The organism is Ancylomarina salipaludis, from assembly GCF_004122035.1.
Taxonomy (GTDB): domain Bacteria; phylum Bacteroidota; class Bacteroidia; order Bacteroidales; family Marinifilaceae; genus Ancylomarina; species Ancylomarina salipaludis.
Genome location: NZ_SAXA01000016.1, coordinates 1 through 16283, shown reverse-complemented (window position 1 = coordinate 16283; position 16283 = coordinate 1). Strand labels below are relative to the sequence as shown.

Annotated in this window: 12 protein-coding genes; 3 read left to right on the top strand and 9 right to left on the bottom strand. The window is 36.6% G+C overall.

All coding sequences use genetic code 11. The features are described 5' to 3' along the window. Nucleotides 1–58: 58 nt before the first annotated feature. Entirely contained in the window at nt 59–1528 is a 1470-nt protein-coding gene (locus tag EO244_RS14395; RefSeq protein ID WP_129255393.1) for a lipopolysaccharide biosynthesis protein, read from the top strand. Here EO244_RS14395 and EO244_RS14390 read toward each other — a convergent pair whose 3' ends face one another. The 9 genes from EO244_RS14390 to EO244_RS14350 all read right to left on the bottom strand — a co-directional run bounded on the left by EO244_RS14390 (nt 1529) and on the right by EO244_RS14350 (nt 14141). After that, the gene (locus EO244_RS14390) at nt 1529–1918 is read right to left on the bottom strand and encodes an adenylyltransferase/cytidyltransferase family protein (RefSeq protein ID WP_129255392.1); all 390 of its coding nucleotides are present in this window, start codon (nt 1916–1918) and stop codon (nt 1529–1531) included. A gap of 46 nt (nt 1919–1964) precedes the next feature. Beyond that, nucleotides 1965–3065 (bottom strand): CDP-glycerol glycerophosphotransferase family protein, encoded by a 1101-nt coding sequence (locus tag EO244_RS14385; protein WP_129255391.1) that lies wholly within the window; start codon nt 3063–3065, stop codon nt 1965–1967. Further along, a complete protein-coding gene (locus tag EO244_RS14380; RefSeq protein WP_129255390.1) occupies nt 3062–4189 on the bottom strand; it encodes an NAD/NADP-dependent octopine/nopaline dehydrogenase family protein in 1128 nt (375 codons plus the stop codon). Before EO244_RS14380 ends, EO244_RS14385 begins: the two co-directional genes overlap by 4 nt. Further along, nucleotides 4183–5991, bottom strand: coding sequence for an aminotransferase class I/II-fold pyridoxal phosphate-dependent enzyme (locus EO244_RS14375; protein ID WP_129255389.1), 1809 nt, complete (start codon nt 5989–5991; stop codon nt 4183–4185). The genes EO244_RS14380 and EO244_RS14375 overlap by 7 nt, the downstream gene beginning before the upstream one ends. Nucleotides 5992–6025: 34 nt before the next feature. After that, entirely contained in the window at nt 6026–7138 is a 1113-nt protein-coding gene (locus EO244_RS14370) for a CDP-glycerol glycerophosphotransferase family protein (RefSeq protein ID WP_164977507.1), read from the bottom strand. 100 nt (nt 7139–7238) lie between these two features. Continuing rightward, a complete protein-coding gene (locus tag EO244_RS14365) occupies nt 7239–9860 on the bottom strand; it encodes a YfhO family protein (protein WP_129255387.1) in 2622 nt (873 codons plus the stop codon). 150 nt (nt 9861–10010) lie between these two features. After that, the gene (locus EO244_RS14360) at nt 10011–12566 is read right to left on the bottom strand and encodes a carboxypeptidase-like regulatory domain-containing protein (protein WP_129255386.1); all 2556 of its coding nucleotides are present in this window, start codon (nt 12564–12566) and stop codon (nt 10011–10013) included. Then, the gene (locus tag EO244_RS14355; protein ID WP_129255385.1) at nt 12563–13465 is read right to left on the bottom strand and encodes a FecR family protein; all 903 of its coding nucleotides are present in this window, start codon (nt 13463–13465) and stop codon (nt 12563–12565) included. The genes EO244_RS14360 and EO244_RS14355 overlap by 4 nt, the downstream gene beginning before the upstream one ends. Before the next feature lie 148 nt (nt 13466–13613). Further along, nucleotides 13614–14141 (bottom strand): RNA polymerase sigma factor, encoded by a 528-nt coding sequence (locus EO244_RS14350; protein ID WP_129255384.1) that lies wholly within the window; start codon nt 14139–14141, stop codon nt 13614–13616. A 317-nt stretch (nt 14142–14458) separates the two neighbouring features. Here EO244_RS14350 and EO244_RS14345 point away from each other — a divergent pair, with 317 nt between their 5' ends. Then, a complete protein-coding gene (locus EO244_RS14345; RefSeq protein ID WP_129255383.1) occupies nt 14459–15433 on the top strand; it encodes a zinc-binding metallopeptidase in 975 nt (324 codons plus the stop codon). 140 nt (nt 15434–15573) lie between these two features. Beyond that, a complete protein-coding gene (locus EO244_RS14340; RefSeq protein ID WP_129255382.1) occupies nt 15574–16035 on the top strand; it encodes a DUF6438 domain-containing protein in 462 nt (153 codons plus the stop codon). Nucleotides 16036–16283 lie beyond the last annotated feature (248 nt).

Genomic DNA, 16283 nt, shown 5'->3' with positions numbered 1-16283 from the left:
TTTCTGATTAGTTTTATTACTTTTGATTAATCATCCGCACACTTAAAGTAAAAACACGTTGGGAATCATTCGCAAACAAACCATTATTGGCTCGCTATTTTCCTATTCAGGAGCACTGTTAGGACTCGTCAACACAGCCCTTCTTTTCCCCCGACTACTCAGTACCGATGAGGTTGGTTTACTAACCTGGTTGATTGCGGCCACTATGATGACTGCACAATTTTCGAGCCTAGGCTTTGGAGCTGTCATATCCCGTTTGTTTCCTTACTTTCGAAATAATGAAAATCAGCACAATGGCTTCATGTTTATTCTTTTTTGTGTTGGACTCTTGGGCTTTGTACTTGCACTTGTGGCCTATTTTGCATTAACGCCATTTGCACCCGCTTATTTTGACACAGACTCTTCGCTCAATCTCGATTACCTCTTCTATCTCATTCCCCTAATTTTCTTCAGCATCTTTTTCAACCTGTTGGATGGCTTCAACCGAGTAATGTACGATGCCATTTCGGGAACCTTCTTTAGAGATATTGTATTCAGATTGATTGTTTTAGCCAGCTTACTTCTACTGGGACAGGAAATAATTGATTTCAATCAATTGATCTTCATTTATATTTCAGCCTATTGTCTTCCTGCAGTTTTATTGTTTGCAGTATTGATCATACGGAAACAGGTTTCTTTAAAACCCAATCTGAAATTCATAAAACCCGATTTAAAAAGAATCATGATCAACACCTCTTTGTTCGGCTTATTAAACAACTTTGGGGATAAAATTGCAGCTCAAATTGATAAAATCATGATTGTGGGGATGCTCAGTTTGGGAGCTAACGGAATATTTACTGTGATGTCATATTTCGGTGTTCTGGTGTCTATGCCATCCCGAACTTTGAATAAAATCTCAAGTACAATAATTGCCGAAGCCTGGAAAAAGAAAGATCTTAAAACCATTTCAAAAACTTACGCACAAAGTGGCTTACACCAGTTCATGGTGGCCTGTCTGCTTTTTGTCGGTTTGTGGGTAAATATTGATAATGTCCTTCAGATCGTCACACCCGAATATATTGAAGGAAAGTATGTGGTTTTCTTTATCGGACTATCCAATGTGGTATTAATGCTATCGGGAATTAGTGGCGTGGTCATTCAAAATTCACCTGCATATCGCAAACAGTCTCTATTCCTAATAATATATGCAGGACTTATTGTTGTGAGCAATGCCATCATGATTCCAATTTGGGGTATTATCGGAGCAGCAGCAGCATCATTTGCAGCTAGCGTGTGTTTTAATCTGATGAAATATCTTTTCCTACTAAAACGATATCAATTCCAACCCTTCAACTACCGTTATTTATTGGTCGTTGTTTGTGCAGTTCTGTCCTACTATACAGCCTATTTACTCCCCAAGCAAGATTCTTTTATCATCGATATCATTGTTCGAGGAGCTATAGTTAGCTTTATTTATATCGCATTATCATTAGGTTTCCGTATTTCGAAAGATCTTAATCAGTTTGCAATGAAACTGATCAAACGCTAATTATTTTTTAATAATCTCGATAATTTCTGTTGTAGACACAGATGGGGTTCGTGGCAAGTAAACCACCTCGCATAAATCTTTAAACATATCAAAACGACCTTCCCAATCGTCACCCATCACCAAAACGTCAGCCTTATATTTTTTAATATACTCCCCTTTCAGCTCCAATGACTCCTCAAAGAAAACTTCATCAACAACTTTTAAAGCCTTTATGATATCCATTCTGTCTTCCTGAGAATAAATTGGATTCTTCTGTTTCTTGGAATAATTCAAAGCGTCTGTTGAAATACCCACAATCAGGTAATCACCATTCTGCTTTGAACGCTCAAGTATGCGTAAATGTCCAATATGAAATAAATCGTATGTCCCGAAAGTAATAACTCGTCTCATTCTTTATCTATTTTTCAATTCTATCAATATCTCTGTATAATCTATACTATTCTCTCGTAAAATGCAGAACATCATACAAAATGGCATCCCAAACCCGTCTACAACTCTTATTATCAAAGTATTCAAAATAATAATCCTTCGAAAGAGCTCTTCTGCCTGCAAAATTATCTTTTAATGCATCAACTTCCTTAAAGAAAGTCAATAATTCATCAGCATTATTAATAATTGGGCCAGGAATACAGGCCTCATCTTTGAAATCAATCGCCAGCCCTTTTTCTTCGTCGTAAAGGTCTAAATCAAAAGGCAAAAAACAAATCGGTCGATCTAAAATTAAATAATCAACAAATATTGAGCTATAATCTGTCATCAGAACATCAGTTGCCGCGAGTAACTTTTGACTATCTTCCTCGGCTCTGGCGTCCAAGATCAATATATTTACCTTTGATTCCAGATAGTCTCGAGGAATAATGTTTTCGATATAATGCGGGCGATAGATCATCGTCCAGTTATTCTCCTCAAAAAAATGATTTAATCTCTCAAAATCAGAGGCAGAAAACGGCAATTTAATTTCCTGGGCGTAATTCCGGAATGTAGGTGCATAGAGCACAATACGCTTCCCTTTTAAACCATATTTCTCATCGTAATAGGTACGACTCTCCTTTTTATAAGTCTCTGAAAATAACTGATCATTTCGGGGTAAACCCAAAGGCAGTAATTCAAAATTACCATTAGGCTTTCCGTCCTGATCAAGCATGTAATTGTCCTGATCTCGTTTTGAAAACCCCACCACATAATCCATTTTACGCAAATCTCCTCCTCGTTCTGTCAGAGCATTGTGATTTTTTGCAGGATGCCGTTTAGTTAAAGCACCATGAAAAATATACATGCTTTTCTTAGCCGATTTAAAAAGAGCATGCGTATACGTATCTGCAATCAACAGATCAGGTTTTCGAAATTGACATAACAGATAAAGCTTACGAGAGATAATTCCCCGAATTGAAGACCTATTCTTTTGATAAGTTTTTTTATATATTTCAATATCAATCAACTCATCAAAATTATCACGTAAATGCTTATCGTAATAGGCTAATAAATCACGAACACTGGAATGAATATAGTCGATAAAGAGTAGCTTCTTTTTTCTCATGACTGCTGATAAAATTTAAGAAATTCCTCCGTATTCGAAATTGAAAAAGATTGATGCAAAAGCAGTTCCCCACAATCTTTCCCTTTCAACTGCCCATCAAGCAAATAATCTTTTTTCAAAAGGTTTTGAGCCCAATATATCACCTTATCAATGGTAGGCGTTGCAACTGAAAATAGGCTTGCGATATCTTTTATTAAAATCAATCCATAACTGATATCCTCAATAAAATAACGCGATTCCAGATCAGGAACATACCCCCTTTCTGTTTTCTTCATTGGAGATAAAATCCCTTTGAATGCTTGAATACCCGATAATTTCTGAGTCAACTCTTCAGCATTCGTCGAATCATAATGCTCTAATAATGGCTTAATTCCATTCAAATCGAATGGCATTTTCTTCAATAGCTGATGTACCTCTTCATCCATACGGATAAGTATCTCAGAGGACTCCAAGTTCCACGATTCATAAAAAGTAGGATTGATGCTCCAAGCCATATCCTCCTTAAAATCCTTAAACAAAGCATACATACGTGCCGGATGAAGAATTGGATTCGACGTTGACAGTGTCACCTCCAGAAAATTATTCAGAGGTAGAATCTGCATATCTAACAAACGCGCTAATAATTTCAAGATATTGTCTTTCAAAGCCGGATTGAGAGTCGCCACTGCCATGTTATCTTTTTTCGAGGTCATCACCACCTCTTTCCCATATTCCGATACTCTGGCGATACAAGGCACTCTTTGACTGGCAAAAATCCGAATATTTTTCTCTTTTATGGGAAGATATTTATGGCAAATCAGCTCGAAATTTCCCATTCCAGGGAATGAACCTATCCATGTATCCTTGGCTACGAATGGGGCAATTTGTTTTATTAAACTTTCTCTGGCTTGTGATGGTAGAGCCAAAATAATAAGATCACATTCGGGTATAACTAAAGCAGGATCATCAGAAATCAAATTTATGTTTCCGGTGAAATCAACACCTTCCCGATGTATTACACGAATTTGATTTTGCCATTGCTCAGGTTTTCGGGTAAGCAAGCGCACTTCATTCGCCTCATCTGAACCTAACATGCCTATCAAACTGTGTGCTATATTTCCTCCCCCGCAAATGCCAATTACCATACAAAGCTTTTTAAAACATCTACAATAAAATCATTATCCTTTTCATCTCTCACTGCAATCCGAATGTATTCCTTATTCTCAAACCCTTTTTTTCCCTTAAGGTCTTTTATAAACAGATCGTGATCGATCAACAACTTCTCAGTTAATTCACTTGAAGTTCTTCCATTCACAATCTCACAAAGAAAATAATTAGCCTGAGAAGGAATGACTCTGAGAAAATCAACCTGATTTAATTGTGTATAAAAACGATCCCTTTCCTTGGCAATGGTATCACAAGCTTTGAAATAGTCTTTCTTATATTTTTCGAATATCTGCATGAAAAATTCACCAAACGAATTCACATTCCAGATAGAGATTTTACGTTTCACTTCTTTGATCAATTCCAAATCAGAAGAAGCCAGCACACCTAATCTAAAACCTGGCACACCATAACTCTTACTGATACTCTTAATGATAATTAAATTCGGATAATCTGATAGAATTTCAGAATTAATAAGACTGTTATCCGGACCTTCACTCGAAAAGTCGATAAAGGACTCATCCAAAATCAATTTTTTGTTGGTATCAGCAAGAAAACGAGCCAAGTCAAGCACTTTGTTCACGGGAATAAAATGTCCACTTGGATTATCCGGGTTAATTAATAATAACTGATCAACCGATGCAGAAAATGCTTTCAAATCATCGATCGAATACGAGAAATTCTCATTTACAGGAACAAAAGTTTCTACTCCCAAAGTTTCGAAACGCTCAGCATATTCATTAAAACTTGGATTAACAATGCCGACTTTTCCTTTTAATACCAAGCTTAAAGCATTGATCAGTTCCGCCGCACCATTCCCAACAACAATTTGATCCTGAGGGCAATCGAACATGCGAGCCGCCAGCATATTTTGAACATTCAATCCCGAAGGGTATTCACTCATTAAAGCATGAAAATAAGCTTTAATCTCATTTTCCATCTTGATACCAGGAAAATAGGGATTAACCAAATAACAAAAATCTTTAAGATAAGGGAATCGCCAATAACCACCATAGCGAGCTTGAATCATTTTCAATTTAAGATCAACAGGCGCAAAAACCGTTTCAGCATTATTGTAATCCTGAATATCATCAATCTCATACCACTTTTCTGTATGGATTTTAAACGCTTTCAAATCAGAATTCTCCAATAAAGTGATCACGCGTAAAACTTGCTCGTAGTACTCATTATGACCTAAAGCTTTACAATAAGCTTCAAGAAATGGCACATAATGCGAACTGGAAAACCCCTTTGATAATTTGTAGATGTTAACCGTTTTATAATAGTTGTTGAGCTGCTGATAATCAAAATGTGTCTTTGGAATAAAGTTTAAAATCTTATTGTTCTCGTCAAGTGTCACGACAGTTCCATCCATCCACGATTCGTATTTAGCAACAACGGCCAAATTAGGCGAATCTTCAGCAATCAACTTATTCAAAATTTCAGCATCGTAAATCAAATCACTCTCCAGCAAAATTGTATCCCCGGCAGTCAAATAATCTTTAGCTAAATAAAGCGAATAAATGTTATTAGTCTTATTGTAAATAGGGTTTTCAACATACACCAACTCCATTCCGGCATATGTATTCCCCAATAAATCCACAACCTTTTGTCCCTCGTAGCCAATTACCAAAACCACTTTGCTAACACCTGCCGCCGACAAATTATCCAGCGAACGCTCTATAAGTGTTTTGCCATGGATTTTCACCATACATTTGGTGTTATTCTGAGTCAGATTTCCCAATCGTTTCCCAAGTCCGGCAGCTAAAATAATTGCTTGCATATATCTGTTTTAATTAAACGCTGAGGGTTTAATGTTATTGATTCAATTCTTTAATCAGTTGATAAAGACGCTCAGAGCTATTACCATCCTGATGGGTGTGATACATATCACAAATATTTTTTCGCCAACCGGCATGTTCTGAAGGATGCTGCAAGTAAATTTCAATTTGACTCACAAACTCCTTAAGGGAAGCTGCCTTATAGCCGGGTGTATTCTTTTCAAAATCTAAAAAGAGACCTTTGCTTTTCTTGTACTCTTCCAAATCATATGGAAGATATATAATCGGCCTGTCAAGCAAGAGATAATCAATCCAGATGGATGAATAATCAGTCACTAAAATATCCACATAGGGTAATAACTCATAAACATCCGGAAATAAATCCTGATCAGCCTTTAAAACGCGTTTCATTTTTGAAACATCGAAACGACTCAATTCATCTGCCCGCTTAATATCTTCCTTATGTCCTCTTAATAAAATATAGGCCTGTTTCTTCTCAAGAAAAGCATCCAATTGATCTGAGTCGAAATCCGGAAAAGGAAAAAATTCAGCCGATTGCGTTTCTTCTCTCCAAGTGGGCGCATAGAGAATCACTTTCTGATTCAAATAAGGATATTTATCGACCCATGTCTCATCTTTCGTGGCTGACAACAAATAATCATTTCTAGGCAAACCACTGACCCAAACATCATCGATATTCATATCGAAACCGGCCTTATGTAGTTCCTGCTCCAGTGGCGAACAACCAACCATATAAGAGTATTTCTGCATTTGGTATCTTTTCCCATGCTTCTGCCAAACTTCGGTTTGAAGTCCCATTTTTTTCATGGGTGTTCCATGCCCCAAATAGATCACATTTTTGCATTTCTCGTGCAAATAGTAGGGAAAAAAAGGCGCTGCGCTTATCCCATATGATATGATCACATTCTTTGTACGAAGAAAAAGAAATAGCCCTTTTAGCGACCAGGCATAAACCACCTCGCCAGGGAACTTCTCTTGCAAGCTGGTATATAAAGCTTTGTTTGCTGTAAAAAGAACCGACCTGAAATCCTCTTTCTGACGCATGTATTCGAAAAGATATTTCGAGTTGTCGTAATAATACTTTTCGGTCAGAAAAAACAAGGCAATTCGTTTATCCTTCCTTATCATTTTTTCTATCAGATAATAGAAATTACGGAGGACAAAGATCACAATATGCAGAAAAATTATCTTCTGCATAAAAATCACGAACTGTTGTTTTTTGCTGAGTTTATGACTCATTACTAGCTTTTTTTCTATATGATCTTAGCGTCCAGGCTAAACCTCCCAATACCAAGGCAAAGAAGAGAAGCATACTGGCTAATGAAATTTTCTCACCCACATAAAAAGCCTGCGGTTCGAATTTGAATTCTATTTTGTGCTGACCTGCTGGCAAGCGCATAGCTCTCAACACATAGTTCGCTCTAAAATGAGGACTCAACTTTCCATCAACATAAGCGTTCCATCCTGGCTGGTAGTACATTTCTGAGAATACAGCCAACTGCTCGCTTTTAGAGTCATATTCGTATTGGATTGCATTAGGTGCGTAGTGCGTCATTTTAATGCTAGCCAAAGAATCAACAGATCCTACAAAACCTTTTACCTGATCAGCAAAACGCTTATCTACAATCAACTCGTTAGCAGGATCGAATGCATTCAGACTCATAATTTCCTCATTAGCATTATCAACCAGTTTAAAGTTTGAGACTAACCATGCCGCCCCCAATGCATCAGGATTATATACAGCATGTGTCCCTCCTTGCTCTGATCGAACAATAAAATAACGTGCATTCAGCATGTTCAGAACTTTAGCGTTATTTTTCTCAATATGATAATCGTATAGTTCCTGAATGCGTCGAAGCTTTGCACCATGATAACCACCTATTGACTTGTGGTAATATGAGGTACTTGAATTTTGAAATGCACCACCCGTTTTATTATACACGCGGTAATCGCTATTCATATTTAAAGCCCACAATTGAGCCGCAACCATTTCGTACTGATTCGCTTTTCGATTTTCTTTTTTATAGTCTGTAGCTGCCTTTTGAAGTTTTGCTCCCAAGGCCGGATGATTTTGTATCTCCATTTGCAGAATCTCATAATCAGCCTGTGTTGGATTAAAAGCCAATTTCAAATCCTTTTTAGCAACAAAACTGTCGTTGTTTAAATAACGTTTGTTTATTGGCCACAAATCAGCAAGAATCAAAACGATTAAAGCTAAAACCATCATCTTAGTATTGATGGCTTTACGATTGTATAAGAAAAGTAAAACAGCCCCCAGAGCAACAAAAGCAACAGAACGCAAAGCATCTGCCCTAAAAATTGAAATTCGGGCATTAATCAAATCACTTTGAATTTGTGAGATAAACCCTATTGCATCGGGATTTCCCGATTTGATTTGTGCAAAATAAGTGGTTTCGATATCGCTCATGAAATCAAGCCCCAGATTAGGAAATAGAAATAAAAGCAAGGCCAAACCTCCTGTTAATGCTAAAGGAAGTATCATAATATTCAGATTGAAAGATCCAAACGCTATTTTACGTTTCAAGACGTCAGGCTCATCAATTAGTTTTTTTACAGCTAATATCGCCAACAAAGGCACACAAATTTCCACCACAATCAAGATGGAAGAAACCACACGGAATTTGTTGTAGAGCGGCACATAATCCAAAAAGAAATTCGTTAAGCCTGCAAAATGATGGCCCCAGGATAGCATAATGGACAAAATGGTAGCCGTCAGTAAACCCCACTTCAATCGTCCGGGAACAATAAACAAGCCCAATATAAACAAGAACATCATCAAAGCGCCCACATAAACCGGACCCGCCGTAAACGGCTGATTGCCCCAATAGTGATGGTTATCTACCTGTTCCATCCCGTAATAATCATCCACTTTTTTAATCTGACCGCCGCTCACATAATTCACAATTTGAACCGCTTCCTGAGGAGAACCGGCTCCCCCTTTCACGTTGGGAATCAACAAACTCAATGTCTCCTGAATCCCATAAGACCATTGCGTCGCATAATCCTTATCAAGACCAGCGGTTTTATTATTTTTATCACCAATCGTCAATTCCGACTTACCCCGAATTGTAGATTTACTGTATTGATATGAATTATAAAGATTCGTGTTGTTTACCGCTATAGCGATAAAAGAAGCTGCCACTAATACAGCAAGAGCTCTAAAAAATTGCTTCAGTTCTTTCGCTTTCAATCGGTAATAAAATTCGAATATCACCAAGCAGAAAACCATGATAGCAAAATAATACGTCATCTGAACGTGATTGGAATAGAGTTCCATTATCAAAAAGAAGGTTGCCAACAAACCTCCCCACAGATAACGCCCCCTGAAAACCATGAGGATTCCAGCCAAAGCAGGTGGAATAAACGCAAGAGCATTTACTTTCCAGAGGTGACCGGCACCTATGATGATGATAAAATAGGTTGAAAATGCATAAGCTACCGCTCCGGCAATAGATAGCCAGGGGTTCACTCGCAACGAAAGCATGAGTATATAAAATCCGATAAGGTATAACAAAAGGTAGCGCACCGGATCAGGGGTATGAAGCTCCATCAATTGCTTGAAGAAATACATATCCTTAGCCTGATAATCCACATTGATTTGATAAGCGGGCATTCCTCCAAACATCGAGTTGGTCCAAAGCGGATCTTCACCCGTGGCATTCCGATAATCGATAATCTCTTTTTTCCCACCCCATGCATTTAAAGAATCACCTTTGCGCAATTCCTTACCTTCGAGTACGGGCTGAAAGTAAATAAAGCCAATAATTAAAAAGATAATAACAGCTGAAAGGTAAGGAATCAGCTTCTGAAAGAGATTTTTAAAATCCATATGTACCGCTTTTTTTTGTAAGCCACTAAAGTACAAAAAAAGCAGAAAGCTTTAACCAAAGAAGGACAGGCTTTTTAAAGAACATCAGTTTATATTATTAAATATCAACTTCTCCTCTTTATCAGATTTCTATATCATATCGGAACAAAACTAAAACTCCAATCGAAAAAATATATTTGGCGTTATTTTTAATGAATATGTTATCAGCTCCTGCAAATAGGCCTGTTCGTAGAAATATGCCTGATAAGATTTATCTAAAACATTCTTTTTGTTGTAAAGGTTGAGAAGTGTAAAGCCCAACTTAATAGCTTCTTTCTTCGATTTTGATAGTTTAAATGTATATGCCGATGAAAAATCAAGACGATGGTAATTCGGAAGGCTGCCACTATTAATTTCTGCATAATTAATCTGTCCATTCTCTGCATCAATACCTTGAGCTGGTGTATAAGGTTTACCTGTTCGCCATCTCCAATTGAGCGAAAATTCAAAAGCTTGCCAATGGTAAGTAAAGGCCACAGCCAAAGCATGACGAATATCAAAATTACCTCGAAATGTTTTACCCTGATTCAAATCGGAAAATTTATAATCGGTTTTAATCAAAGAATACGACAACAGATAATTAAAATTCTGTCCTCTTTTCCTAAAAACAGCATCAAGGCCCCAGGTTTGACTCTGACCTTCAGCATAAAACACATCCCTGTTCACAAAAGCCTTCGAAACAGAAGTCAGCCCCTCATCTTGCTTAAAATAAGTTTCGAGCCCCATATTTACACCCTTCTTCTCCCAGTCTATCCCACTCGATATCTGCTTACTTTTAAGGACAGGAATATTTAAGTTATTCGCCAGCCCCCAAACCTGATTTTCAAGACCAAAATCAGAGGTTTCAAATTCAAGAATCTGGCTTAAATTCTGATTTTTGATGCTAGCTGCAAACTTCAAGTAAAGAGGCTGAGCCAGTTTAACTTTCGCATACAAACGAGGTTCAAAAAAGAAGTTTTTAGCGGACGTTAAGTAATTAAATCTCAAACCCAAATTGATAAAAAGATCCGTCTTCTTATTAAATTGAAATTCCGAAAAAAAGGCATATGAATTTTCATCACCATCATTCTCATCAATATAATTATCATCAGGGGATTCAGTCTTTTGTTCAAAACGATAGTCGACAATTTGTGAAGAAAGTTGAAGTCCGGTACGCACTTTACTCCAAGGGCTTAAGCGGATCTGAACATCTGCATCGAGACCAAGTTCCTGAATCGTATTGTCTTTTCTGTTATTATCGAATTGACCACTCGTATTTTCACCTTTGTATCGGTAATCAAGATCGTAATACGAATATTCGCCTTTGATACTATGTCGCACATTTCGACTCCACCTGCATTCAGAAATCAGACTCAATCCCTGATTTTTAATTTTCAATTGATCTATCGAGTTATAATCCTCGTCCAGAGAAAAGGTATAATCCAAATCGTTTAGCGAATACAGATAATTTACAAACAGCTTATTATCATCCGAAAAATTGATGCTTGTATTTAAACTCAAATCTTCAAAATAAAAATCTGTATTTGTTTTCGAAAACTCAGGATTAAAGTCCTTATTCTCCGAGATAATGGTGTTTTGAAAAACCCTGTCTGAATAATTATTAAAGGTGGGCGTTTTAATTAAATCATTATATGATCTTCTCAAACTGAGGCTTACTGAAACTTTATCCTTCACAATGGGTAGTTTTAGCGTACCGTCAACAAAATTAAAATTAGCTCCCAAACTCCCTCCGATATTCTCGTGCAGTCTCCTATCTGAACACATATCAATCACTCCGGAAATTCGATTGCCATAACGTGCACTGGCACCACTCCGAAATAGTTTCACATTGGAAATTTGCTGAGAATTGAGTGCCGAAACCATTCCAAAGAAATGAGAATTCTGGTAAATGGTGATACCATTCCACAAAATCAGATTCTGATCCGGTGTTCCTCCCCTGATATGTAAATCAGCAGTTGATTCAGTAGGGCTGACAAGTCCGGGAAGGAGTTGCAAACTTTCAAAAATATCGGAATCGGGTGAAGCTGTAAAGGATTTAAGATCATCGGCAGATAGAATAATTGAGCCATCGTATTTATTTCCAGTTCCATCACTAATCTGATCAATCAGAACTTCATTCAATTGTTCGAGCGACTCAACTAACTCAGCCTTTATAGGTAAATTATTATAGATAATATTGGCTGCAAATCTTAAGGCCGTAAATCCAACATACTGAATGAAAATGGTATCTGAAGATGCATTATTTTTCAATTCGAAGTAGCCTTCTTTATCTGATGTGCAACCCCTTTTTTGAGTCCGATTAATTATGGTTCCGCCGCTGAGAGGTGTTTGAGTTAACTTATCAACCAAGCGACCTCTAACTGTAACAGAACTTTCATTCTCTTTCACAATAATATATCTCGAACTAATCTTCTCAAAAATCAGTTGAGTGCTCCCTTGAAGCTGAGCAATAATAGCATCGAGAGATGCATCAGAAGCTTTGAAACTAATCTTATATCGACTCACAATATCATCGCGATATGAGAATCGCACTTCAAATTGAGATTCAATTTCTTTCAACACCTCTTTCAGGTTTGTCTTTTCAAATTGAAATGTCCCGGTTTTTTCCTGAGACAAAAGCGGGAGTGTCAGCAATAGAAAAAAAAATATGAGCAGATACCTCATCATTTACGAAACAGTAAGATCTGTTTTTTATCTTTTATTTTATATTCAATTCCCATAGGGAGAAAAACAGACTTAAGTGCGAGTTCTAAATTATCATGAGTAAAACTCCCTGTAAAACGCTGATTTAAATCCACTCCCTTTACTTTAAAACGAACAGCATATTGGCGCTCTATAGCTAAGATCACTTCTTTAAGTGGTAAGTTTTCGAAAGTACTTTCCCCCTTGGTCCATGATGGAACCTGCTGAGAAAACGTCCAAAGTTCTTTGGTCTCCTCGATAAAACGAACAGCATCTCCCGCTTTAAGAATCGTTTCGTCATCCTTAAAATCAACTTTCACACGACCTTTGAAACATTGCACCTCGAAATATTTGTCACGTGAATGAACATCAAACTCGGTTCCCAATACACTCACATCCCCTTGTTGAGTGTGCACCGTAAATTTTGATCCATGAATCACTTTAAAATAAGCTTCTCCATTAAGATTGAGCTCCCTTTTTCTATCCCAATTTTTCTTATTAAAAGACAGATCTGACATCGAGTTGAGTTTTACCGAAGATCCATCCGGCAAATTAAAAGCAATCTGTTCGCCCAACTGGCTTTTGTATGTCGTTTCTGAAGGAAATAAAAACACCCCCCCCATGATGATCGCAATGGAGGCTGCCAACCAATAAGACCAGTAAGGAAATGCTGACTTACTTTTTACTGCCATTCTATTTTGCAAAACTGCCTGAAAAGCTTTCTTCTTATCAAAGAAAGGCGCTTCCAATAAAGCCGAAGTCTCCGCAATTTTCTTATAATAATTATAATCCTCAGACTGCTCGAAAGCTTTCACTTCCTCAACTGATAGCTCCCCGTTAAGCCATCGAGCTAAAAATGTATCATCAGTGAAGTCTTTATTCATGGGTTAAAATTTAAGTTCCGAATTCAATCCGGATAACATGTATGCAAAAAATCTGTCGAAATATTAAAACTTAAACTGACATTGCAAGAATCGTTTTATTACCAAATTGATCTACTAGTAAAACAGTTAAAATCAGAATTACCCTACTTTAAATATGATCAATCTTTTCTCTCAGCGAAACCAGAGCAAGATGCATTCTTTTTTCGATGGCTTTTACCGAAACATCCATCATTCCTGCAATTTCAGCGTATGTTTTCTTATCAATTCTATTCAATAAAAACACGACACGCTGTTTTTCGGGTAAATCAGCTATCGCTCTGTTTAAGCGTTCTCTGAACTCCTCCTCTTCCATAAGGTATTCCGGACTCTCATAATTTAATTCTTCTGTGCTTACCTGATGGTATTTTAGTTTCACCTTTTGGTGTTCAACAAGATTGAGAAAAAGATTCTTTGCAACCGTATAAACAAACGATTTGGCTTTTAATAAAAGTACTTTTTTACAATTCTCCCACAGTTTGATAAAAGCCTCTTGTACAATATCGTGCGAAATGTCAGAATCACCACACTTATAGTATATAAAATTATGTAGCAAGGGGGCATGTAAATCGAAAACTTTCTCGAACACCTTTGTTTTACACAAGGACAAATCTGTATTTTTCACATCTAAATTTTCCATGTGTTTGTAGTAAAGAGATCGAATTTAAGGTTTGAAGAATTAGCTGATTCAGCACAAAATCGGGTTCAATTTAAATTATTTTTTACAAAAAAAGACCATCCTAATAATTTTTTGAAATCTCATCACAAAAAATTAGACTCTCATGTGATAGTCGTAAAATCAGACCAACCTTTCTTAATCTTGCATTTCGTAAACGCCTCTTCTGATTCATATAGCAAAACCCATCATAGATATTTTTTTTGAATTAAAAGTAGGGTATTCAGTTCAAGACTTGTTTTAGTAGTAATAAAACACAAGTCAAACTAAAATTTAATATTATGATGCAGTTACTAAAAAGATTCAGATCTCTCTTAATCGTACTTCTGTCCTTATTAATGTTCAATTCATTTACTGCCTGCGAAAAGGATGATGATAATGTTGAACCTGAAAAAATAGTTACCCCTGATGTACCCAAAAAAGAAGAAGATAATACCGACCAATCTGAAGAAGAAGGGAATATTACTCTTTATTCTGTAAATGGTCGTGAAATAAAAAAACTAAAAGACTATCAAATTGCAGATAGCCTGCTGCAACTCCAAAAAGACAGCAAGAAACACCAGGAAATATGGAGTTTAATCAGTCAGATTATACCTGAAAATCATACCAAGTTTTTCAATGAATATATGATTTTTGCCGGCGAAGGAGATGGAACTGCTGGTTATGTTGTCCAAACAAAAGAAGACCTCACCCAATGGCAAATCGGAATTGCAATAGATTTTGCTTACGAAGGTGGCTTTAATCGAGATGGAGAATTGTCTTATACCATTATCCATGAATTCGGTCATGTTGTAACACTCAACAACACTCAAGTAGACTCAAAAATAGCTGAAGAAAATAGCAAAAACTATTTCCCAGGCGAAGGAGAAGCTAGAGATAACTCCTACGTAAATGCCTTATTTCAAAACTATTGGAAAGATATTTACAATGAATTTCAAGAGATTGGAGATGATGAAAGCAAAAATGAAGCCTTTTACGAAAAGTACCAGGATCGCTTTGTAACTCAATATGCCTCTACCAATCCTGCAGAAGACATCGCAGAAGTCTTTACCCACTTTGCCATATTCGATAAACCAACAAACAATACAATTGCTGATCAAAAAATTCAACTGCTATATAACTATCCAGAATTAGTAGAGCTCAGAAACACTATCCGCAATTCACTAAGAATTGGAACTAAATCGAAATCAGCCCCAATCATTAAAGTGTGGAAACGTGGTGCTACATTCGGTAAGAAGGGACAAAAAAGATCTTGAAACGAGTAATAACCTACTCTCAAATTTGATTCTTTTTTTAGGGGACTAAGAATCAAAAAGCTATCATCTCAGTTTCACGACTGAGATGATACTTCATTTTAAGACTAAGCTCTTTTCATCACAACTTTACACAAATTTTTATGAAAGCGATAGGGATAATCATATCAATTATACTTTTTAGCTGTTCTGCATACCAAAAAGCAGAATATTCCGAACAGTCAAACCTGATTACATTAATCAAATCGAGATGCAGAGGTAAGTGTCCGGTTTACCAACTTGATATCAACACAGAAGGAGAAAGCATCTACCACGGTATCGCAAATGTCCGTAACAAAGGGATATTCAAATTTAAACTAAGCCATAATGAACTTATTGAGCTAAAAAATCAATTTGATGAGCTTAAGTTTCATGAAATCAAGATCCAGCAAAAAACTAAATATAGGGATGTTGCCTACACAACAATTAAATATCAAGGGACATCGCACTCCTATCGTTCCTCATGGGAAGCATCACCTCTAAAAAGCATTGTTGAAAAACTAGATCGTTTAATCCAGCAAAATGTTTCTACGGGTAACAATCAAAAGAAAATATATAAACAATAAACTTAAACGTTCATTTTTATTGAATCACACCAATAGAGCCTTAAGTATTCAGAAGTAAAGGGGATCAGTCCCTTTTACTTTAATAAATTCTCAGAAGTCAACAAAGAGATTTCTAGCAAATTGAAGTTGCTACATTTATACGGACAGTGAGTTAAGATATAGAATATTAATAATTTATATCTTAGATTATGGAAAAAGAAAGACGAAAATTTAGTAGAGAGTTTAAATTGAATGCTGTTGAGTTAAGT